An 18,997-nucleotide genomic window follows, 5' to 3' on the forward strand; every position below is an offset into this window, starting at 1 on the left:
AATGGTGGTTTGCAGGTGTGGTTTCAAGACGTTCAATCCAATTCCCCTCAGTCGAGGGGTAAAGATAACGTCCTGCCAGGAAACCGCCGAGACCGAAAAACGCGGGAATTATGCCGCGATTAGGCCCCGATCAGGTGGGGGAATTTGAGGTGGCCAAAGGTGGAGGAGTTTGGGTGGCCAACAGGGGGTCGAACCAGCTTGTAATTAATTTCACGCACTAAAAACGGTTGTCTTGAGCCCCAGGTGACGGCAGCGGCAACACATAAGATGCTTGGACGAAAAAGGCGAAAGCTATTTCAGTTTGCCTTGTGTCCAAGCGTAGGTTTTAAGTAGGTCGATGAGAGGTGTATGTCTATGCTGAGTAGTAGCGTTAACGCGGTGCCGAAGAAACAGGTCCATTTCATCAGTCAACGTGACGCTGAATGCTTGTCGCCAATTCCCGGTGCCGCCATGATCTCAATTACGGATCCCGATAAGTCAGAGGCCAGATTAGGAAATTGGGATTTCCTGTACCGAGACAGCTTCTACGATGGTGGCTATAGCGAAAACACAATTAATACGATGAAGGGAGCCTTCCGGCTCAAATACGCGTCCTATATCGACTCGAAACAAGCTCAGGACATGGTTGATTACTTGGCTAAGCTCGTAGATCGTGGTGTATCTCAGGTCTACGTTCACTGTTATTTTGGTGTATCACGAAGCGGAGCCATTGCGATGTACCTTCGCGACAATTATGGGTTTGTGGAAAACAAAGAAATCACTAAGCCGAACCTGACCGTTCTTCGCCTGCTGCAAGATCCACAACGCTATGAAGCGTTGATTCAAGGGTTCGAGCCAATGCCGGTGGTGGCCCGAACGTCATTTCATCAGAAAGTGCTGGCCGCGATACTCGCTGCGGTTCGATTTAAGGGGTGAGCGTTAACGCCAGACTTCCACCACCTGCTCCCAGTCCGTGGTGTAGGCCGGAGTCATTCGTTCTTGTCGCATTGACCAAGTAGAAGCCCGTGCAACAAATGCATCAGCCGGCACAACCGTCGAACGGCCAAATCGCGCATTAAGATTGTCCATTGCGGACATCAATCGCGCATAACCAGGCGGGCTATCGGCACTGTTTCGACTGAACAAATCAAGCTGTGCGCTTGCCGCTCTCTCGGATTGAATGTTCATAAGGCACACACCAGCCTTGGCGTAAAGAATGTCAGGGCGATACACCGAAGAAAGTCCGTCCGCAACAGCGGCGATCAATGCGGCGGTGTCGCTCGTTGTCTCGACCAGACGAATCACGACGCTCCCCGTGTAGTGCTTGCCTTCGCGAAAAGGACTGGTGCGGATAAAAATCTGAACCGTGTCAGTAAAGGATTGTTGCCGGCGTAGTTTTTCCGCAGCTCCGGTCACAAAGACGCTCAGGGCTTGCAACAGTTCACGCTTTTCCGTGATGGGCTGACCAAAGCTTCGGGAACACATGATTTGTTGCTTATCGGGCGGTTCATCTTCCCAAGCAATGCAGGACTCGCCGGCGAGCTCTCTTGCTGTCTTGGCCAGGACAATTGAAAAGGTATCGCGTATTACCCGCTGGTCCGCTTGCGCCAGGTCGGCCGCAGTGTGAATGCCCAGCTCACGCAACTGGGGTGCTAAGCGCCGGCCAACGCCCCAGACATCCTCAATGGCAATGTGGCGAATAGCCTTTAATCGGGCAGGAGCATCCAGCGTCGTCAAGTCACACACACCCAAGAGCCGGGGAATTTTTTTCGCCAAGAAATTTGCGGATTTTGCTAAAGTTTTCGTGGGGCCCAGGCCAACGCACGTCGGAATCCCTACCCATTGTTTAACGCGGTCGCGGATGGCGGTACCCAGTTCGCGCCCAGTGCCAGGGGTGCCAGTCAGGTCGGCAAAGGACTCGTCTATGCTGTAAATTTCCTGCATTGGGGAGAACTGGCCAATGACATTCATCATGCGCTGGCTTAAATCCCCATAGAGGCTGAAATTGGCCGACAATGCAATAAGCCCGCGGCTATCGGCCAAGTGCTTAATTTTGAACCAAGGATCCCCCATTTTGATGCCCAGGTCTTTAGCCTCCTGGGTGCGGGCGATAGCGCAGCCGTCGTTGTTACTCAGGACAATCAGCGGCTTGCCTTCCAGCGCCGGCCGCATAACGCGTTCGCAAGAGCAATAGAATGAATTCCCATCAATTAACGCTATGCGACGGGGGTGATGTTCTTGAATGCCCATGTCACTACTCCCCAAACAATCAGCTCCTGCCCTTCTTTGAATTCGATATTGGGAAACGTGGGGTTCGCGGCCAGCAGGCGCACGCACCCTCTTTTTCGGAACAAACGCTTGATGGTGAATTCGCCATCGACCACGGCAACGATGATATGACCATGCTGAGCCTGTATGGACCGATCAACAATCACGTAATCGCCATCATCGATGTCAGCATCGCGCATGGAAGACCCGCGCACGCGCATAAAAAAGGTGGCATCAGCCTGGTGGATCAGAAAATCGTTGAGGTCCAACCTTTTCTGTCTGTGGTCTTCGGCGGGGCTAGGAAAGCCACACTGAATGGTGGCCGGACTCGCCCAGACATGAAGCGGGGCTTGGCTAAGAGGAACGGGCGTATCCATGGCAATAACTGTATATTAAAACAGTATATTACCCCAGCGCCTCATTGTTTTGCCGGAACAATTGTCACGAACGGACAAACAAACCGTATTTCAGAGGATCGAACCTACACCAGCTTAAAATCTTCCCGGTTCGCGAGGAAAATATCACCGTCAAAGCTGATGCGATGGCGTGGCTTTAAGCCTGGAACGGTATCGGCAAGGCCAGCGTACTCGCCCCACTCGTTATACATTCTATGATTGGGGTTGGTAATCACGACTTCTTGGCCAGGATCGATCGCGTCTTGTGGCATGATGTTTCTCTAAGTTTATTGGTGGGTAGCCGCAAATTTATTGTGATTATTTGGTTCTACGGATTATTTGGGCAAAAAAGCCCGGTCCACTGCTTCCGCGATAAAAACTAATTCAGGATTTCTATACCAAGCATCGACCAGTGTTCTGAGGTTGGCTGAAGATGATTGGACCGCTTCAAGCCCCGCCTGCTTGGCTTGCTCATAAAGCTCGACGCTTATGTAAGAAATGCCTGCCCCGGCCATCATGAGTCTCATACAAGTATCGGGGTCCGTGGTAAACGCTTCGAATGCATTAAGCGATACAACGTTGCCTGGAAGGACTTTGATGTGAGCCAGGAGAGGCGTAGAGGGGTTTATATCAACAGCTTTAAATGTCATCTTATTTACCATGGCTTTAGTTGAGTTAGTCAGGTGTCAAGAAATTCAATAACTATCGTACGGCTCAACAAGCTGTAACGGTTATTCCGAAGTAGTGGAAGAGTACCGGGCTGGCCATAGTACTTAAGGTAAGGCTCAAAGCCTGCGGACTCTACAATAGACCAGGCGTGGACGGGGGAAACGGTCACAGTTCGGTCGATGCCCTGTTGTTTTAGGGTGCGATTAATGAGCTTGGTCGTGGTGTTGCTCGACTGGCTATCAGCCAATAGCGGAGAATCCATAACCACGGAGGTTGCCCCGAGCTCAATTGCGGTGCGGATGGCTGTCTCAAACACTTTGCGACTACCAATGAATTTCTTACCGTCAGCCAGTAGATGTAGCTTTAGGCCCCGAAATCCGTTTCGTGCGAACAATATAGAGCCAGTAGGATCCGGCATATAGAATTTGAGGCAAAGGGCGCAAAGGCCGAGAAAACCAAATATCGCAAAGGCAATGAATCGCGTCGAGTTGCTTAGCGGTGAGCCCCAGAATAAAAAAGCTGTGCCGGCCAGAAGCAGCGCGGCGGTCGGAATAAAGAAAGGGATGCCCGCCTTTATCAAAAGCCGGAACATGAAACGAACGAACCGGGTATTTAAGCCCCGCTGTACTGACGATTGAACCAAGTCAGATAGCGCGGCCTGACCATGCGCAAGCCACACCAAGGCACGCCAGGTAATGTGCTTGAAAAGGGATCGCAACCAGGGTGCCTCTTAATCTTTACGGTTTCGTGAGGGGTAACTATCGCGTGTGAGGCAAATCAACAATCAGCCTAGCTCTTTACTGCCGGCCGTCGCAGCGAGTTGGCCCAGATTCTGTGTCGCATGGACCACGTTCGCTCCGTACCTTCTATGAGCGAGATATTTGTCTAGTAAAAGCTGGGGGGCAATATCCCAAAATTCATCGACAATGATATAGCTTCGTTTGACGAACGTAGAGACTGCGCGAGCGATCCGTCGGCCGTACTTTTTCCGAAGGGCTCGGATAGGCCAACGCATGACATATACGCCGCCTGCAGATAAATCCTCAGTACCCTGCGGCCCTGCTTTGATTTCTCGCGCTAAATCTGCAAGCTTCTGGCCACGAAGCCCAGTTCGCGATAACCGCTTTTTCAGTTGAGTGGTACTGAGACTTTCGTAGGGCTTGCGTCGATTGTTTTTCAAGTTAATACCTTCTTATTTTCTGGTCATTGCAGCAGCTATATGCCCAAACACAGCCCCGCCCATAACGCCCAAGATGAGCGGTAGTGCTCCCAGCAAGAATTCAAGAGGCCATTGATATTCTTCTACGTCCAGACCGATGCTTTTCAAAAGGTAGCGCATGAAGAACGTGATAAACAAAGCCACGGGGACGCCAATGGCCATGTACATTTTAAAGTGGGTGCTCATGGACTGGATACTCCTTTGACATGCGCCATTCGACAACCTAGAAGCCCTTCAATTATTTTCATTTGGAACCAATGTACGATGGAGCTCTCTGGCTTTTTGTCGTGCCTCATCCAGAACATGGGACAAGCTGCCTTCCTCGCTCAACGCTTCCTCGATAAAATCCATGACCGAAATTTCATCTTCCATGGATGCGGCGGTGACCTGTGCGCCGTGAAATTCCCGACCAATGGCAAGGGCCGCTGTGACAGCTTTACGCTGCTCTGGATCCTGGGGAAGGCGCAGAACTACTGTTAGGACATCAAAGGAGGTTGACATAGGAATCCTATAAAAAGTCTTGAAATGATTTGAGCTTAAAACGTACGCATGCCGTTGCTTTTGTAGACAGCTCGGATACGCACAACGTAGTCAGCGGTTATGGCGATTAACATTAGGCAAGACGAGGCTATTCCGAGATATACGATCATTGGCAGCAAATTATCGAGTACAGCTTCCATTTCTTGTAAAGAATTGATGGACTGATTCGTCTCATTGCCATTAAGCATGTTGGACACGTTTTGCGGCGCATTCGAGGGATTAAATATGCCAACAAGCGTGCCTACGGAAAGTAGACTTGCGACTAGGAATACATTACCCAGAGTAATCTGAACAATACGCTTTCGATCATTGGCATCTATAACGCCGGCACGTTTTGCAAACCAATAGCAAAGAAGAAGGCTAGTGACACACCACATCGGAGCACCAAAGGCCCAGAGCGGAATGCCAAGCTGCTGTAAGCCATCAAACATAGCGAAACCCAAAATTGCGGTTGCCTGTGCAATGGCTGGGGCCAAGAAAACGATCACCAAAAGCATCACTATAAAGCTCATAAAGTCTCCTATAGTCATACGACACGGCGAAGGTGAAGCACGACGGTTAAAAATTGCCACCCAGATCAAATAGCGTAACCATGTTCTTCTATCTGATGATTGGTATGACGTTAATTATAGCATCATAAAATGATGTTATGAGCGTTTTATTTTGATTCGGTTGTTGAGAATGAGGCAAAAAATTTAGCATGCTAAATCGGTTGTTCGCCAACATTACGATTGAAGCTCGCAGAACTAAATTGTTCGGTCAGGACAATTCTAAGGATCTTGTCTAGGTATTACGGCCGACGAATGCGCCTCTTAAGGGCTGCTTTACGGTGCCAAGGATGCAATACCAATGTTGCTAGTAACGCAAGCTCAACGTATAATGTTGCATGTAACGAATCTGGGGAGTTGATTATGACAGCCGCTTCGGTGAATAAGCGAGTTCAAAAGCACCGGGACGCTTTGCGCATGGCGGGATTACGTCCTGTACAAATCTGGGTGCCAGATACACGTAGGCCTGATTTTGCTGCGGAATGCCGTCGGCAAAGCCGCTTGGTAGCGAAAGCTGACAAGCGAGATACTGGCTTGCAGCAGCTCATGGATGACGCTTTAGCTGACATGGACGGCTGGACGGAATGAAGCGGGGCGATTTTGTGACCATTGCCGCACAAGGGGACTTCGGTAAGCCCAGGCCCGCCCTGGTGATCCAGGCCGACCAGTTCAGTGAACATCCGTCCCTTACCGTACTGCCTGTAACCAGCATGCTTGTTGCTGCGCCGCTGATTCGTATCAGTATCGAGCCAAACACTGAAAATGGCTTGCAAAAGCCTTCACAGGTGATGGTCGATAAAGCCATGGCCGTTAAACGCGAGAAGGTAGGGCGAGCTATTGGGCGCATTGATGCTGATGCAATGATAGAGGTGGAACGTTGCCTAGCCGTATTCTTAGGGATCGCAAAATAGATGTTGGCGAAATTGTTAAATCGCTATAGAGTCAAAGAAAAGGGGCTTGTATGAAACAAGAAAGTAGAGTGGAACGCATATCTGCAGCCATAATGCAGGCCGCAAACAAGAAAAGTAAATTCGACTTGGAAGTCGAAAAAATGAGTAAAAAATACTCAGAACAAAGCCAAATCAATTCCAAAAGTGGGAGTTCAGGAGTTTCCGCAGCATGTGTGGCGGCAGCTATTGATATGGGGATAGTGTAATTTGGGCTATACGAAGTATCGTGCGTAATATCCGCAAGAAACTAACGACACTGAGACAAAATAGCATCATCGGGCTGGACCCCATTGGCTTCGGCCATGTCCCGATAGCTCTCGTGCAACAGCACACCGGCATCAGTTACGTCGTCTTGAATTGTCCCTTGCATACGTTTAAGACGAACCGCAAGATTATGATCCGAGCCACGCAATAGAAATCCCGCACAAAGCGCAGGCCTTTCAGCGCCCGACTGATGGCACGCAAACGTATTGGAAGCCATGTCATATGCGGTTGATGCGGAGTGTCTGAACGCTTCAGCAGGAAATACCCCAGTTGCATCTTTGCGCCAGGGGCAATCTTGGCAGGGACGCCGGCGATAAGTGGATGACCCGCCTTCAACCGTCACAACCTGGTGGTCTTCTCCTGCTTGTCTTATTTGGGTAGTGCGGGCGCGTGATTTGACTGTCATGGGTAGTTCTATTGTTTAGGTGGCGCTTTGTCACTATGACCAAGCAAAAGGTTGCTACGATCTAGCCAAAACTGGCTTTTTGCAAAGCAAAAATCAGCCTTCGACTTATCACCATTTTCTAATGCTTCATTGCCGTCGGCCAACCAGCGATTGCAATAAAACTCAGCATCCAGTTGACGCTCACGAAGCGATTTTTTCATGCTCAGTCCTTCAGTCCCCATCCCATGGCACGTAACGGTAAACAATGGTCTTATCCTCCGCATTGAATCGTTTAACGAGCGCTTCTGCTTGGTCCCGTGGCCTGGCTAAGTGCGGTGAGCGATACCATACGTCGTTCCAGGCTTGCCGAAATTCAAAGTGAAAGTTTTCACCATGAGCTTCTATTGCTTCTTGGATTTTCGTCTCTATGCTTTTTTTCATCTTCAATGACTCCACATGCTTTCCCCGACACCCGTTATTTCGACATGGCCCGTGCAACATCTAAGAAGTCGCGGTTGGTGTACATCATCGTGCGCCTGATGTTCTTGTGGCGCATAGCCTGGGCTACCAACCTTATATCTTTACCTTCATTAATCAAATTGGTACCAAAAGTATGCCGCAGCCAGTGAGTCGAGGCCTTTTCTAAGGCGTCGGCTTCTTCTAGGTAATTTTGAGCTTTCAGTGCCTCAACGGTGCTTTTGACCTCTTCCTTTACGATGTCCCAGAGGGTCTGCCGGCGACGAATTTCACGCCAGGAGCGCATATGGCGCTGCCCCTTGGTACTGAAGCGTACCGTGGTGCCATTAGCTCGCGTAATCGGCTGCGTGCGCACTGAAAGGATCAAAGCAATCTTTTCATTTGGCGCGGGCATTTCGGCAAAACCAAAGGCGCGACGATATATTCTGAAATCCTCCATAACGTCGGCGTCGAGAAAAACTCTGCCCTTGGTGCCGCCCTTACCATGCTCAACTTTTAATGACCAAAAGGTTTGCTGGGTTTGAGGATCAGTAATGGGAATAACGTTCGTCATGTTGGCCATGATCACTTCGTTAGCACGTAAGCCGCTGCGCTCCAATAAGCGGATGATGAATCTGTTGCGAACGTACTTTAAATAATCCGTCGGAGCGACACGCGGGCGCGTGTCCATGCATTTGTAGATGGCGGCAAGCTGTGGGGGGGAAAGCGATCGTATGTTCGCGTCTTCATCCGCTGCTCCATTGTGTCCAAGACCAGCAAACGGGTTACGGAGGATGTAGCCAGATTCAGCCCAGAAACCATAGAGGCTAATTAAAACCTTCTTGGTCGTGTTGATCGAGGCGATGCTTGGATCCACTTTAAATGGCGTCCAGGCGGGATCCTCAAACGGAAGACTGCGAGCACTGAGGTACTTCTTTGCGTCAACCTGCAAAAACTTGATGAATGCCGTTGCGTCTTGATAACTCCATTGGCTTGGGGTGGGGCAAGGAAATTCGTCGCAATACCAGCGTAAACGCTTCAGCTCCATGCGGTAGGAAAGCAATGTAGCTTGCGACACCGGCTTGGTGCGCAATGTCAGCCGTTCCAGCCAGATTTCAGCGGCGTGCCAGTCATCGTGGACGATGCCCAAGGCACTTGGTGCCAATGCACTGTTATCAGCTCGTGGCGCTGGAGCTGGGGGCTGGAAGGGCGTGATTTCGTTCATTACGCTTCAGCTGCTAAAGCGCTCGAACCCGTTTTGGATTCAAACAGAGAAATGTCTTTGAACAATTTTCTTATGCCCATGTAGCACATAAGGAATCCTATCAAGCAAGCAACGAAACTTATTAAAATCGAGCTCGAAAAGCTCGAAAAATCAGCAAGAGAATAGCGCCCATTCGCGATTTGAAAAATGATAAACGTCGCAACAACAAAATTGCCGCCCAAAGCAAAGCTAAAAATCATCATGAGTTGAAAGTTTTTTTTCATGGACAAATCCTTATTGGAAAATACGTGTCGGCGTAGTTAAACAAAATCCGCGGCTTTAAAACGCATGGCGGCATTCCAAACGCGCTTGCACGTATCGCACAATTCACCTTCTGGTCAATAGGAGGCTCAATAGGCTCAAAAAGATCATCATCTAGGCTGATTCCGCAAAGGGTGTGATAGTTCCCAGGTAGTTCGGCTTCAGCATGGAAAAGTATGGTTCCTGTATCGTGTTCGTGAGAGCCGATAACTTTGGTATTGATTTGGTCCACTCGTATGGCTTTTAATCCCTGCTTCATGTTTCTTTACTCCTTTGCGCGTTCAAGGCACGGCGTAGCGTGTCCGACATGGCCGTTTCATCCTGGACTTTCTTCTTTAATTCTTCGATCTTGGCATTTGCCAGACTAAGCTGCTCTTTGATACGTCGTGTCTCAGCGCCAGAGTCTTCAATTCTGCCCAGGGCGAAGCGGTGTGAAGCTGAAACTTGGGCATCGGCTTTCTCTACCGCTGCGGCCAGCTCTGCAACCGTATTCGCCTGTTCGTCTAAAAGCGATTTATACGTGTCGCGCTCAGTACGAAGAGACTCAATGGTCAGGGCGTGCTCCGACGCATTCGCCTGCAGTGTTTCAACAGTACGCTGCAGATAGTCTGAATGCGAGCGTAAGCGCTCGTTTTCCGCTTCCAGGGTACGCACCAAGGCATCTTGATGGAATGAGTCGTCAGAGGGCTGTGTTGCCCGGACAGAGGACGCTACGCGCTCTAGGCCGGCCATGACAGACGCTAATCCATCACCGGAGAGCTGGGGCCGAACTGCAAATGAGGTGGCTGAAATGTGCTGATCGTCATCAAGCGCCGGCGAGGCGAGCTCATTTTTAAGAACCTCAATCTCACTTTGAATCGTCGTGGATCCAGGTCGGTACTCTGGGGCGTGCGTTTGAAGTAATCTTCGATAGGTCACAGCGCCGTAAACATTTCCAGTTGCCTCATGAATCAAGCGCAAGAAAGCCGCAATAAATGGCCTTGTCGCCTTCGTGTTCGGAAACATTGAGCGCAACTGGTCAATGTTCGCCAGGATATGGCGTACGGCGTCGTCTGAGAGGGGTAGGGCGCGTGGCCTGGCCATAAAGTTCTACTTAACCTAATGCAACAGTGCTGCTATTGTTGATAAAGAACAGAGCAATAATCTCAGTCATTGAATAATTTCCGATCTAGCTTGTTTTGAAAAAATCTGGCACGTTGGCGTAAGGAATCCGCACACTCAGGACCAATGACATAGGGGCCGTCTGGAAAGGGTTCATGTGCGCCGTCGGCTGGAATTCCTCCAAAATCATGAAACTCCTGTGTTCGCCAGTCGCGGAACATCAGCACGGGTTTTCCTTTGATTTTGCGTCCACACCGTAAACAACGGCTGTCATCATCACCGGCCTTCTCATTGCCAGGTACGAACAATGGTGGCAGGGTGGATTCATCAAAGGTTTCGTCGGCTGCCTTATTTGTAGCCATGATTAGTTTTCCAGCTGTTTGATTGGCGAAGAGTCCTCGGCCTCTACAATTTCGCCATGTTCTCCGATGTACCTGTCCAGCGCCTTGACGGCATTTCGCACGTAAATAGGTACTTGTCGCGCTTTGTCATGAGCTTCGACAAGTCGGCGCTTTGCGTCGTCATCAATTTCGGGGTGGCCAAGTTTATCCGCGATGCTTTTCATCGTAACTTCAAGCTCTTCAGGGGTTTGACCGATTTCTACGCGAATCCAGGCGACTAGGCGGCGAAGATGGTTTAAATCAGATTGTTTCATTTTAGCGTTCCAGTGGTCTTTGAATATGAAGCATGCGATTGAAACCCTGTACGGTGAAAGTCACTTACCCGCGGCCCTAAGTTTTATGGCGACATTTCGCGCTTGGGGAACAAGGTAGGTAGTGCCTTGTGCAATCGCCATGGCAAGTATTTTGTTTGCCCGTTTTGAGCTTGTGACGATTTCGCCGGCCAAAGCCCATTTATGTGTGTTATCTGCGGATTGAGTTTTGTTGTTTCCCATAATTATCCTTCCTCTTTGTTTTTACTGGCTGAGTATGGCTTTTCCAGAACCTGGGATAGAATGCGCCCGCAAAACTTACAATTCCCTTTTCCCCATTTGCCGCCTGACCAGCGGTGGCGTTCGCCAACAAGTTTGCCTGTTTTCGGACTTCGCCCGCCAAAGCTACGGCATGAAATTACAGTCGGCCTTGCCATTACAGCTCCTGTTGTGCTTGAGCGCTCGTCTGTGCGGCAACGGGGGCAGCGGCTGCGCAGAACTTGTGCCAAGCGGCGCAGCTAAATGAAAAGCGCCCATCGCTTGCGAGCGTACCGCCGCTGTCGAATGCTAGTTCCTCGATGTCTCCCGGCTCGACGCTCCTGGCAGGCTGTGCGGACAACACTTCGGTTATTACTGATTGAGCATGGGCCGCGCTCGCAGGATCGTCGGGAAAGTGTCTGGCGATAATGTCGTTGATCGTAGCCCAGTCATAGATGGCGGCATCTGCTTTGACCAGCGCTGCAGTGGGTGCGGATAGAATTGCCTCACGAATGAGGGACACACCTTGTTCAATCTCGGAGTCAGGACGCTTCTTGCTCGACCAGGCCAGCGTATTCAGCTCTTCCAAAGCCCTTGCCTTGTCTTCAAAATTGGCCGGGATAGGATCGATAATTTCCTCATCATAATAAGGCCGCTGCATCGCAATGCCCCACCATTCTTTCCCAGTCCATTCAACAGGAACGCGCTTTTCATTTTCAAGCGCCCAATAAAATCCAGGGGTTCTCATTCCATTTCATCCTTTTTGATGCGGCCTTTCCACTCGTGGCTACAATGAACTCAAGCAATATGATGTTTGATGCCTTTGTCATTTCCCCAGTGGTAGGCATGTGTCTTGCTGCGGGGGCAGGTTCTGACGACCTTCATTCCTTGGTGTCTTTTGTATCAGACTTAACATGCACTGGTTGTAGGTCTGAAGTGACTGCTAGTACGCTTCTGGCATTGTCAATTGCATCTAAGACTGACTTTGGCCAGCTGCCGTGATCCTTAGCATTCACTACCATCTGCAAAGCTCTGCGAAGGTTCAAATAATTATCAACCTGTGATGTTATCGCGGCCTTCCATTCATCATGGGCCTCTTGCGCGTCACGCTGACCATTGTTGTATCCGCGAACGTAACCATCATCAGCTACAGATAAAGATAGGCCGCATACCCAGCATGGATCATTTCCAATCGAAGGGTTACCTCCGCAGCCAACGCAAACTGTAGCAGCGGGCTGTTTGGCTTTATAGACTGTTCGTGCGTGACTGACTTCCCCTTTCCTGTCCTTGTATATGCCGCTAACAATGCTGTCATGTCGCTCTTTAGAGCAGTCAATCCAGACGCCGGGTGCATATACACCTAGTGTTTTGTATTGGCAAATTACTGTCATTCCCATTTTTCCTTTTTTATGTGTCCTTGCCGGCCATATTCGCAGTGAATGTATGCAATTCGATGATTACAAGTTTTCATGGTGTTCTGTGTGCCCAGAAAGCTCTTCCGGGAAAAAATATACGGGTTCAAACTTAAAAGGATTGTTGACTAGCTTCAAACCATAGCGATTCAGACCGCCGTTAATCCGGCTGAAATGTTCAATATGCACAATTTCACCGGCTCCATATCTCGTATTGCAATGATCACCTATCTTCAAAATCGACTCCAGTGTGGGCATTTAGTGCTCAATTTTCGATTTAGCATGCTAAATTCACAAACACCTTTTTGGCGGTAATTTTTGGCATTGCTCTGACCGGCCCCTGAGGAACAGGACTCGATTTGTCGCAAAATGTTCAAAGCACGCTTCATGCGTCGGATGTTTTCTTCATCGTCGCGGTTATCAATTTCGCAGTCCAAAACATCAATTGCCTCGCCAACCGCAAATTTCCACTCACGATGCCAATCTGGAGGGACAGTTTCTGTTGATGCTTCCGGTTTGGCCGGCTGGGTATGGCAATGCTGTGACGTTGCCTGCACTATGAAATCGGCAATCTGCCGATCATGGGAATAGCCAGTTACGATGGCAACCTGCTCCCCTTTTGCATCCGCAATGGAAACATGACCGTATTTCCCAACATTTGTTGTCCATGGTGCAGGGTGTCTTTTCAGCAATATCATTTGCGTTACCTTGTTCTATAAGCCTAGTGAGCCACGCTGATCGTCATACCCGCCCGAAATAAGATCAACCTGAGCTTTTTTGGATGGCAGGGCATTCAAGAACGTACCGGAGGCTTCTATTGCCTTAGTTATGCCTTCAATCGCGCTCAGTATTTCAAAGCGGCGAACGCGGGTACGATCGCAAGCCAAATCGCTGAGTTTTTTGACGTAATAATCATTCATGCTGCCGTAAGCGAGAATGGCCCCGCTCTTGCAGAGCCCTAAATCTACTGCCTGGGTAATGCGGCCATCGCTCACTTTCTTTCGAGCGTGCAGCCCATTCGGATTGAAGTAATGAAACTGGGCCAGCTCCAAATTGGTGCGGCACTCTTCCGGCTTGGTGGCCTGCTCAAGGATGAAGTTGTGTCGGGCGTAATTCATAAACCAGGCCTTTATTGGGGTACTGGATAAAGGGGCAATGGTGGTGAAGGTGAGTTTTTGAGCATGGCTTTGTGCATGGCGTCATACCCGTCTTCCTCTACAGCCTTGGCTGCATCTATCATTTTTCTTGTTGCATCAATTGGCGTGAGGTGCCATTTGCTTTCGTCGTAGGTAACGGTTTTCATCTTCTGTTCCATTGTTATTCGCTTTGCCCCGCCAACAATCCCTTAGCTACAGCATAGGCTTCGTTGAATTCTGGACTGCCGTTGCCATACTTGAGGCTGGCCAGCTCCATCATCGTTGCCAGTGAGGCACTGAGCGCTTTAAAAGGCTGCTTCTGAGCGTCGTTTACCGGCATGGTTTCATTGACAAGGACTTCAGCCAAAGTATTGGGTGAAAAGCCAGCCAGAGCCTCACATAGATCGGTTATCAGGTCATCGAGGCAGTCACGAAGCTCAAGCTCAGGTGAAACATCGATTTCGGATTGCAGCTCGATATTGCTTTTATGCAGCCCTTCAGGCAGTTGGTCAAAATTTGCTTGATTTTCTGCCATCAATCCGGCGAGGTGACCTTTGACCAAGAGAAGCTGTGCCAAGGCGCTTTGCAGCCCATTGATAACCGTCAAGGCAGTGCCGGTTTCAGTCAGGGCAGCGGTAGGGCGTTGTGCAGCATCACGATTTGGGAGCATGACAGCAAATTCATAGTGTCCAGGCTGTCCATGGACGGAAGGCCCGCGTACCAGGCGCACATCTTGGTTCACAAAGACCCCAAGAACAACTTCATCGGAGCCATAGGCCAGCGTGGCGATTTGGTAGCCATCGTTGGCATGTTGTGGGGCTGTGCCGAACTCGTGAATGCTGGGTGTGGCCATGATTTGGATCTCTTTATTGGTTGTGGGGCTAAATTTCTAGCTTAAAGCGCTCGGAACTAAATTGGGCTAATTTCATAATGTGATATCAATTGAAATTTCAAAAGGTTATAGGAAGAACTTCTAGTGGATTCAACCTATAATTGCCAACTTTAGTTCCGTTTTTATTGACCATTTTATCTACACGCTCTTATAACGGAACTAAAGTTGGTAATAAGATGCCGAAACATACGGCTTGGTCACATAGTTGACACATACAGTGCGGCAACCGTTCAAGATGAGGGTGGAATAAAGAGCAGACTCGCGGCATAATTGTAGAGCGTGTTTGCGACACTCATTCAATGCTCGAAGGTGAGAGGTCAGCCCTTGAGTTGGGATGAGGCGGTGCGACTGTCGTCTTTCGCACGGCAACTTTAGCTTCGACCACTTCGGAAGGAGGAGATTCTTCTGTCAAAAGACCGTACGTCGCCCTCTAATGCCCAACGTTACCGTCTCTTCGATGCGTATCGGGGGCGGGGACATAGGAACAGCAATCTATTTTTAATCTACAGTATAAAAACTGACCGGGATTTGGTGTTGTCCGGAGACAGGCACTTGGTGCACTGGATCTCATGCTTGGAAACAGACTCAGAAGTTAAAACATTTGAGTATACGTCCGAAAACGGTCGTGATGACGGTCGATTCTGCTCCATCGATGTTGTTCTTTTGAACGGATTTCGAGTAAGGCACCGCCTAAGGCTGGAGGGAGAGTCGGATGATAGTGAACCACCACGAAACAACTTGAGCCGCCCTGACTCGCCGATTGAGACCCGAATTTATACTGATAAGGATCTTCAACCTTTGGTTGGACCTAGTCTACGTTGGTTAAAGCCAATTGCCTTCGCCGCAGCGTTGCGCAAGAGTGAGTACCCACGTCAAACCTTAATACTACTAGACTACTTCAAGCACCACCATAGCGGAGAAGTTGGACAACTGCTGAAGGAACCGCTTCTAGCTGTGTATGACCCCGCTCTAGTTCTTGGGTTGGTCGCACGTCTTGCTATAAAAGGTTATATCCAATTGCACCTTGGCACGAGCATCTTTGGTTATAAAACTCCTTGGTCACTGTACGTCAAGGAGAACTGATATGTGGACGAGAAGGTCTGTTCTGCATTCGTCAATTCCTACTGCGCTTTGGCCGACTGTAAATTGTGCAGTAATGAAGCCGGATCAGGTAACACTATTTACCGCGCGCAGAGACGCGATGGAGTTGTACTTTGCAAACGAAAATATCAAATATATTGAACAGCGGACAGGAGTGTCCCAGTTTAAATTGTCACGTATGGCGCAAAGGTGCTTACAACTGGCCCCAGATGGAAGAATATACGGTTTTCGCGCTTTAATTCCGCATATAAGAATAGGCCGCTATCACCGTAAAGCTGAAGTGAATAAAAAACGTCGACATCAGCAGGGCGGACAGGCTGGGGCTTTAGGCCTGTTGCTTGAACGGTTTCCAGACATCGAAGACGAGCTCGTGCTGTGCATCAGACAGGACAGCAAACTCAAGCGAATTTCTGAATTCAAACTTCGACCCAAAGATCTGCACCGAGTCTTTATTCAATGCTTAAAGTCTAAGGGTGTATCTGAGTCGGATTGGCCCTTTACGACTGTGTACTTGGGGCTGCGTACGATCCAAAAGTATATGGCCTACGTCTTAAATGAGAATTTTTCTAAATCCGTCATGTCACGTGAGGGGCCGGCAGCAGTAGCGCATCTGAACGTAGGAACTGGGCACGCTCCATTTCTGACTTTTGTAGAGCCGTATGATGCGGTAGAAATTGACGCATATAGAATTGACGCCCATCTAACTGTTGCCTTCTTAACTCCCGAGGGTACGGAAACAGAAGTGCTCTTGGAGCGCCTGTGGCTAATTGCTGCGGTCGATCGAGCGTCGACAGCTATTATTGGATTTGACCTAGTTTACCGCAGTGAGGTGAATTCCGATAATGTTCTGAAAGTCATTCGGGATGCTGTAACCAAAAAATGGCAGCCAAAAGCACTCAGCTTACCTCTTAATTATCCGCTTGGAGGAGGGTTGCCTAGCGGTGTAATCCCTGAAGCCTATGGTGCCGTTTGGAGCTTACTCTTATTAGATGGCGCGTTAGCCCATCTGGCGCGTGCTGTTCATGATCGGGCCCGTACAGAGCTTGGCTTTATTATTACGTGGGGCTCGCCTGGGCATTTTGAGCGACGGCCGAATGTAGAGCGCACCTTTCGGCGCATAGCGGACGATCTTTTTAAGCGGCTGCCCTCAACCACAGGAGCGAATCCTTACAACGGGAGGGCGCAGGACGGCGAGGTTGAAGCGTTGCGCCTTAAAATTCGCGCCGATGACATTGAGCAAATACTTGACGTCTATGTTGCCCAGCATAATTCCACGCCTTGTGAAGGAATTTCGTACCTGACACCACTCGATTTCATAAGGCATTTTCTAGCTAATCAGGATTCGGGCTTTATACTTCGGCCGTTGCCTGAAAGAACCAAGGGCGACACACAAATGTTCTCTGTTACTCAAGAGGTTACGGTCCGAGGAAGCATTGCAGACGGTCGAAGACCTTATATCCAACTTGATCGAGTTCATTACACAAGCCCTGTGTTAGTCGAGTTGGGAAACTTAATCGGTGAAAAATTATTAGTTGAAATTGACGAGGATGATATGCGTCAGGTCAAGGCGTACCTGAAAAATGGCGCCGAGTTGGGCTTTTTAACTGCAAAAGGAAGATGGTCAACTACGAAACACAGTCGACGCACACGGAAAGCAATCAATAGTCTTATGTCTAAGCGAGTGTTAGCTATTTCCGAATTTGATGATCCAGTACGCGTATACCTTGCTCATCTATCCATGCAGCAGAAACAGCGCTCAACAAGTCCTCTACCGAGAAAGCAAGCTACAAATGCGACACGGATAGCTAAAGAGGCGAGCCTACCATTGGAAATAAGGACTACATCGGGCGCCCAACGCGAAAATTCTGTTGGTATTAACCAAGTCGCACCGACCACTCCTGGGCGACGATCTTTAATGGACAAGGAGCCCCCGGTATTACGGCTAGTCAGAAATCGGAAATAGGAGAGGACGATGCTTGATAAAGGAATTGTCGATCGATTAACGTTGGAGCAGCGAGATGCTCTTTTAAACTCTCATCCCATATTAGAAAAAAACTATCGACTGCCCACCCCTATGCTGGAGCGGACCTATGCACTTGTGCGCGAGCGTGTGTGGATGAAACGAACAGGGGTATATCTTTATGCTAGCCCTCGTATGGGAAAAACCACATGTGCGGAGGAGATTCAGACTTTACTTGTGACAGAGTTTCCCAAACTTCATATTGTGCGGATTGATGCGAGACGAACCCAACGTCCCTCAGAAGCGCATCTGTACCGGCTAATTTTAGAAGGGGTTAACCATATCCTGAGCACAAGAGTTTCGGTGCATCTACTCTTCCAGAATGTTAAGGCAGATATCATGGTGAAACTTGCTGCCCGAGGCGGTACGCATTTTGTATTAATCATTGATGAAATGCACAGACTCAACGATGTAGATCTCGAGCAGCTATTGGCCGTACATAACACTTTGCGCATGCAGCAAATCAGTATGACCACCATTTCTTTTGCGCAACCCGAAATCAGAGACAGAGTCACAGGGCTCATGACAAGGAGGCAGCACCAATTGCTAGCTCGGTTTCTTGCCGAGCCACTTCAATTTGAAGGTTGTACCTCCGTTAAAGATCTTCGGAAAATATTGAATTCTTATGATGTTGATTCAGAATATCCGGAGGGCTCTGGGTGGTCGTATACCCGATTTTTCCTACCTCAAGCCTATGAGGCAGGATTTCGTCTTTTTAACTATGCGCACGAAATTTGGGAGGTTCTGTTTAGGGCACTTGGTTCATATACCGAAGCGGGTGTTCCTATGGAGCATGTTTGTCTGACCGTTGAATATTTACTTCTAGCTCTTCGTTCTCAGGACTGCTATAACGTGGCTATTTCAGCCAAAGATATCACTGACGCGGTAGACGCATCCAATCTAGCGGTGTTCAGTGGTCTGATGCATAACAGCAGTTTTGACACTTCGTGAGTCGGGATGAACTCCTTGCTTTTTTTATCAACCTATGCTCATCATCGGAAGGCGGTCACATGTCTGGTCGACTCACTTGGGATTCTATAGGGCCTGCGCCGTATGAATCTGGATGGTCCGTGTTTATTAAGGTGTTGTGGGCTAATTATATGAGGATGTCTGAGTTAGAAACGCTGATACATGTTAGCGCCGATGTAATACTGACCCACTGCGCCGGAGTAAAACTGACCCACTTGGGCGAATATGGTGGCTTTTTGGCTGCCGGATATGTTGACC

Annotated in this window: 32 protein-coding genes; 8 read left to right on the plus strand and 24 right to left on the minus strand. The window is 49.2% G+C overall.

Annotated features, from left to right (window positions below):
- Window positions 1-348: 348 nt before the first annotated feature.
- Window positions 349-915, plus strand: a complete 567-nt coding sequence (locus tag DFR37_RS22140; RefSeq protein ID WP_113935327.1) for a protein-tyrosine phosphatase family protein — start codon at window positions 349-351, stop codon at window positions 913-915.
- 3 nt (window positions 916-918) lie between these two features.
- Here the strand turns inward: DFR37_RS22140 and DFR37_RS22145 are convergent, their stop codons facing one another.
- From DFR37_RS22145 to DFR37_RS22185, 8 genes are all read right to left on the minus strand, one after another.
- Window positions 919-2,229, minus strand: a complete 1,311-nt coding sequence (locus DFR37_RS22145) for a Y-family DNA polymerase (protein ID WP_113935328.1) — start codon at window positions 2,227-2,229, stop codon at window positions 919-921.
- Window positions 2,196-2,624 (minus strand): LexA family protein, encoded by a 429-nt coding sequence (locus DFR37_RS22150; protein WP_113935329.1) that lies wholly within the window; start codon window positions 2,622-2,624, stop codon window positions 2,196-2,198. The genes DFR37_RS22145 and DFR37_RS22150 overlap by 34 nt, the downstream gene beginning before the upstream one ends.
- A gap of 104 nt (window positions 2,625-2,728) precedes the next feature.
- Window positions 2,729-2,914, minus strand: coding sequence for a hypothetical protein (locus DFR37_RS22155; protein WP_113935330.1), 186 nt, complete (start codon window positions 2,912-2,914; stop codon window positions 2,729-2,731).
- Window positions 2,915-2,977: 63 nt separating this feature from the next.
- Window positions 2,978-3,292, minus strand: a complete 315-nt coding sequence (locus DFR37_RS22160; protein WP_147251660.1) for a hypothetical protein — start codon at window positions 3,290-3,292, stop codon at window positions 2,978-2,980.
- Window positions 3,293-3,321: 29 nt separating this feature from the next.
- Entirely contained in the window at window positions 3,322-4,029 is a 708-nt protein-coding gene (locus DFR37_RS22165) for a hypothetical protein (RefSeq protein WP_147251661.1), read from the minus strand.
- 474 nt (window positions 4,030-4,503) lie between these two features.
- Window positions 4,504-4,716, minus strand: a complete 213-nt coding sequence (locus DFR37_RS22175; protein ID WP_113935334.1) for a hypothetical protein — start codon at window positions 4,714-4,716, stop codon at window positions 4,504-4,506.
- A 48-nt stretch (window positions 4,717-4,764) separates the two neighbouring features.
- A complete protein-coding gene (locus tag DFR37_RS22885; protein ID WP_147251662.1) occupies window positions 4,765-5,031 on the minus strand; it encodes a hypothetical protein in 267 nt (88 codons plus the stop codon).
- A gap of 35 nt (window positions 5,032-5,066) precedes the next feature.
- Window positions 5,067-5,582, minus strand: a complete 516-nt coding sequence (locus tag DFR37_RS22185; protein WP_113935336.1) for a hypothetical protein — start codon at window positions 5,580-5,582, stop codon at window positions 5,067-5,069.
- A gap of 453 nt (window positions 5,583-6,035) precedes the next feature.
- On the opposite strand from DFR37_RS22185, the gene DFR37_RS22190 reads away from it, so the two are divergent.
- The 3 genes from DFR37_RS22190 to DFR37_RS22890 are packed head-to-tail and all read left to right on the plus strand — an operon-like array spanning window position 6,036 to window position 6,774.
- Entirely contained in the window at window positions 6,036-6,206 is a 171-nt protein-coding gene (locus DFR37_RS22190) for an antitoxin MazE family protein (protein ID WP_242341946.1), read from the plus strand.
- Window positions 6,203-6,529: a type II toxin-antitoxin system PemK/MazF family toxin gene (locus DFR37_RS22195; protein ID WP_113935338.1), complete on the plus strand. Its 327-nt coding sequence runs from the start codon at window positions 6,203-6,205 to the stop codon at window positions 6,527-6,529. Before DFR37_RS22190 ends, DFR37_RS22195 begins: the two co-directional genes overlap by 4 nt.
- Window positions 6,530-6,579: 50 nt before the next feature.
- On the plus strand, window positions 6,580-6,774 hold the full coding sequence (locus DFR37_RS22890; protein ID WP_147251663.1) for a hypothetical protein: 195 nt from the start codon (window positions 6,580-6,582) through the stop codon (window positions 6,772-6,774).
- A 41-nt stretch (window positions 6,775-6,815) separates the two neighbouring features.
- Here DFR37_RS22890 and DFR37_RS23400 read toward each other — a convergent pair whose 3' ends face one another.
- From DFR37_RS23400 to DFR37_RS22255, 16 genes are all read right to left on the minus strand, one after another.
- Window positions 6,816-7,238 (minus strand): DUF6283 family protein, encoded by a 423-nt coding sequence (locus DFR37_RS23400; RefSeq protein WP_113935339.1) that lies wholly within the window; start codon window positions 7,236-7,238, stop codon window positions 6,816-6,818.
- 8 nt (window positions 7,239-7,246) lie between these two features.
- On the minus strand, window positions 7,247-7,438 hold the full coding sequence (locus tag DFR37_RS22205) for a hypothetical protein (protein ID WP_211317345.1): 192 nt from the start codon (window positions 7,436-7,438) through the stop codon (window positions 7,247-7,249).
- Window positions 7,439-7,692: 254 nt separating this feature from the next.
- The gene (locus DFR37_RS22210) at window positions 7,693-8,898 is read right to left on the minus strand and encodes a tyrosine-type recombinase/integrase (protein WP_113935340.1); all 1,206 of its coding nucleotides are present in this window, start codon (window positions 8,896-8,898) and stop codon (window positions 7,693-7,695) included.
- On the minus strand, window positions 8,898-9,161 hold the full coding sequence (locus tag DFR37_RS22215) for a hypothetical protein (protein ID WP_113935341.1): 264 nt from the start codon (window positions 9,159-9,161) through the stop codon (window positions 8,898-8,900). The genes DFR37_RS22210 and DFR37_RS22215 overlap by 1 nt, the downstream gene beginning before the upstream one ends.
- On the minus strand, window positions 9,158-9,457 hold the full coding sequence (locus tag DFR37_RS22220; RefSeq protein WP_113935342.1) for a hypothetical protein: 300 nt from the start codon (window positions 9,455-9,457) through the stop codon (window positions 9,158-9,160). The genes DFR37_RS22215 and DFR37_RS22220 overlap by 4 nt, the downstream gene beginning before the upstream one ends.
- A complete protein-coding gene (locus DFR37_RS22225; protein ID WP_147251664.1) occupies window positions 9,454-10,203 on the minus strand; it encodes a hypothetical protein in 750 nt (249 codons plus the stop codon). The genes DFR37_RS22220 and DFR37_RS22225 overlap by 4 nt, the downstream gene beginning before the upstream one ends.
- A gap of 140 nt (window positions 10,204-10,343) precedes the next feature.
- Window positions 10,344-10,661: a hypothetical protein gene (locus DFR37_RS22895; protein WP_147251665.1), complete on the minus strand. Its 318-nt coding sequence runs from the start codon at window positions 10,659-10,661 to the stop codon at window positions 10,344-10,346.
- 2 nt (window positions 10,662-10,663) lie between these two features.
- Window positions 10,664-10,954 (minus strand): hypothetical protein, encoded by a 291-nt coding sequence (locus DFR37_RS22230; protein WP_113935344.1) that lies wholly within the window; start codon window positions 10,952-10,954, stop codon window positions 10,664-10,666.
- A gap of 60 nt (window positions 10,955-11,014) precedes the next feature.
- Window positions 11,015-11,194, minus strand: coding sequence for a hypothetical protein (locus tag DFR37_RS22900; protein WP_147251666.1), 180 nt, complete (start codon window positions 11,192-11,194; stop codon window positions 11,015-11,017).
- A gap of 193 nt (window positions 11,195-11,387) precedes the next feature.
- Window positions 11,388-11,957, minus strand: a complete 570-nt coding sequence (locus tag DFR37_RS22235; RefSeq protein WP_113935345.1) for a hypothetical protein — start codon at window positions 11,955-11,957, stop codon at window positions 11,388-11,390.
- Window positions 11,958-12,090: 133 nt separating this feature from the next.
- Window positions 12,091-12,600, minus strand: a complete 510-nt coding sequence (locus DFR37_RS22905) for a hypothetical protein (RefSeq protein ID WP_147251667.1) — start codon at window positions 12,598-12,600, stop codon at window positions 12,091-12,093.
- Between the two features lie 66 nt (window positions 12,601-12,666).
- Window positions 12,667-12,858 carry a hypothetical protein gene (locus DFR37_RS22240; RefSeq protein WP_170139995.1) on the minus strand — a complete coding sequence of 64 codons (192 nt, stop codon included), beginning with the start codon at window positions 12,856-12,858 and terminating at the stop codon, window positions 12,667-12,669.
- Window positions 12,855-13,319 (minus strand): hypothetical protein, encoded by a 465-nt coding sequence (locus DFR37_RS22910; protein WP_147251668.1) that lies wholly within the window; start codon window positions 13,317-13,319, stop codon window positions 12,855-12,857. Before DFR37_RS22910 ends, DFR37_RS22240 begins: the two co-directional genes overlap by 4 nt.
- 15 nt (window positions 13,320-13,334) lie before the next feature.
- Window positions 13,335-13,739, minus strand: coding sequence for a hypothetical protein (locus tag DFR37_RS22245; protein WP_113935347.1), 405 nt, complete (start codon window positions 13,737-13,739; stop codon window positions 13,335-13,337).
- 11 nt (window positions 13,740-13,750) lie between these two features.
- A complete protein-coding gene (locus DFR37_RS23105) occupies window positions 13,751-13,924 on the minus strand; it encodes a hypothetical protein (RefSeq protein WP_170139994.1) in 174 nt (57 codons plus the stop codon).
- Between the two features lie 14 nt (window positions 13,925-13,938).
- Complete coding sequence (locus tag DFR37_RS22255; protein WP_113935349.1) at window positions 13,939-14,610, minus strand: hypothetical protein; 672 nt, start codon at window positions 14,608-14,610, stop codon at window positions 13,939-13,941.
- Window positions 14,611-15,222: 612 nt separating this feature from the next.
- Between DFR37_RS22255 and DFR37_RS22915 the strand changes: the two genes are divergently transcribed.
- The 4 genes from DFR37_RS22915 to DFR37_RS23190 form a co-directional block, all read left to right on the plus strand.
- Window positions 15,223-15,732, plus strand: a complete 510-nt coding sequence (locus DFR37_RS22915; protein WP_147251669.1) for a hypothetical protein — start codon at window positions 15,223-15,225, stop codon at window positions 15,730-15,732.
- A 73-nt stretch (window positions 15,733-15,805) separates the two neighbouring features.
- Window positions 15,806-17,713 carry a hypothetical protein gene (locus DFR37_RS22265; protein WP_147251670.1) on the plus strand — a complete coding sequence of 636 codons (1,908 nt, stop codon included), beginning with the start codon at window positions 15,806-15,808 and terminating at the stop codon, window positions 17,711-17,713.
- A gap of 9 nt (window positions 17,714-17,722) precedes the next feature.
- A complete protein-coding gene (locus DFR37_RS22270) occupies window positions 17,723-18,721 on the plus strand; it encodes an ATP-binding protein (RefSeq protein WP_113935352.1) in 999 nt (332 codons plus the stop codon).
- 59 nt (window positions 18,722-18,780) lie between these two features.
- A partial coding sequence (locus DFR37_RS23190) for a hypothetical protein (protein WP_211317347.1) occupies window positions 18,781-18,997 on the plus strand: 217 nt, incomplete at its 3' end.

The organism is Eoetvoesiella caeni (genome assembly GCF_003315175.1).
In the GTDB taxonomy this organism is placed as follows: domain Bacteria; phylum Pseudomonadota; class Gammaproteobacteria; order Burkholderiales; family Burkholderiaceae_B; genus Eoetvoesia; species Eoetvoesia caeni.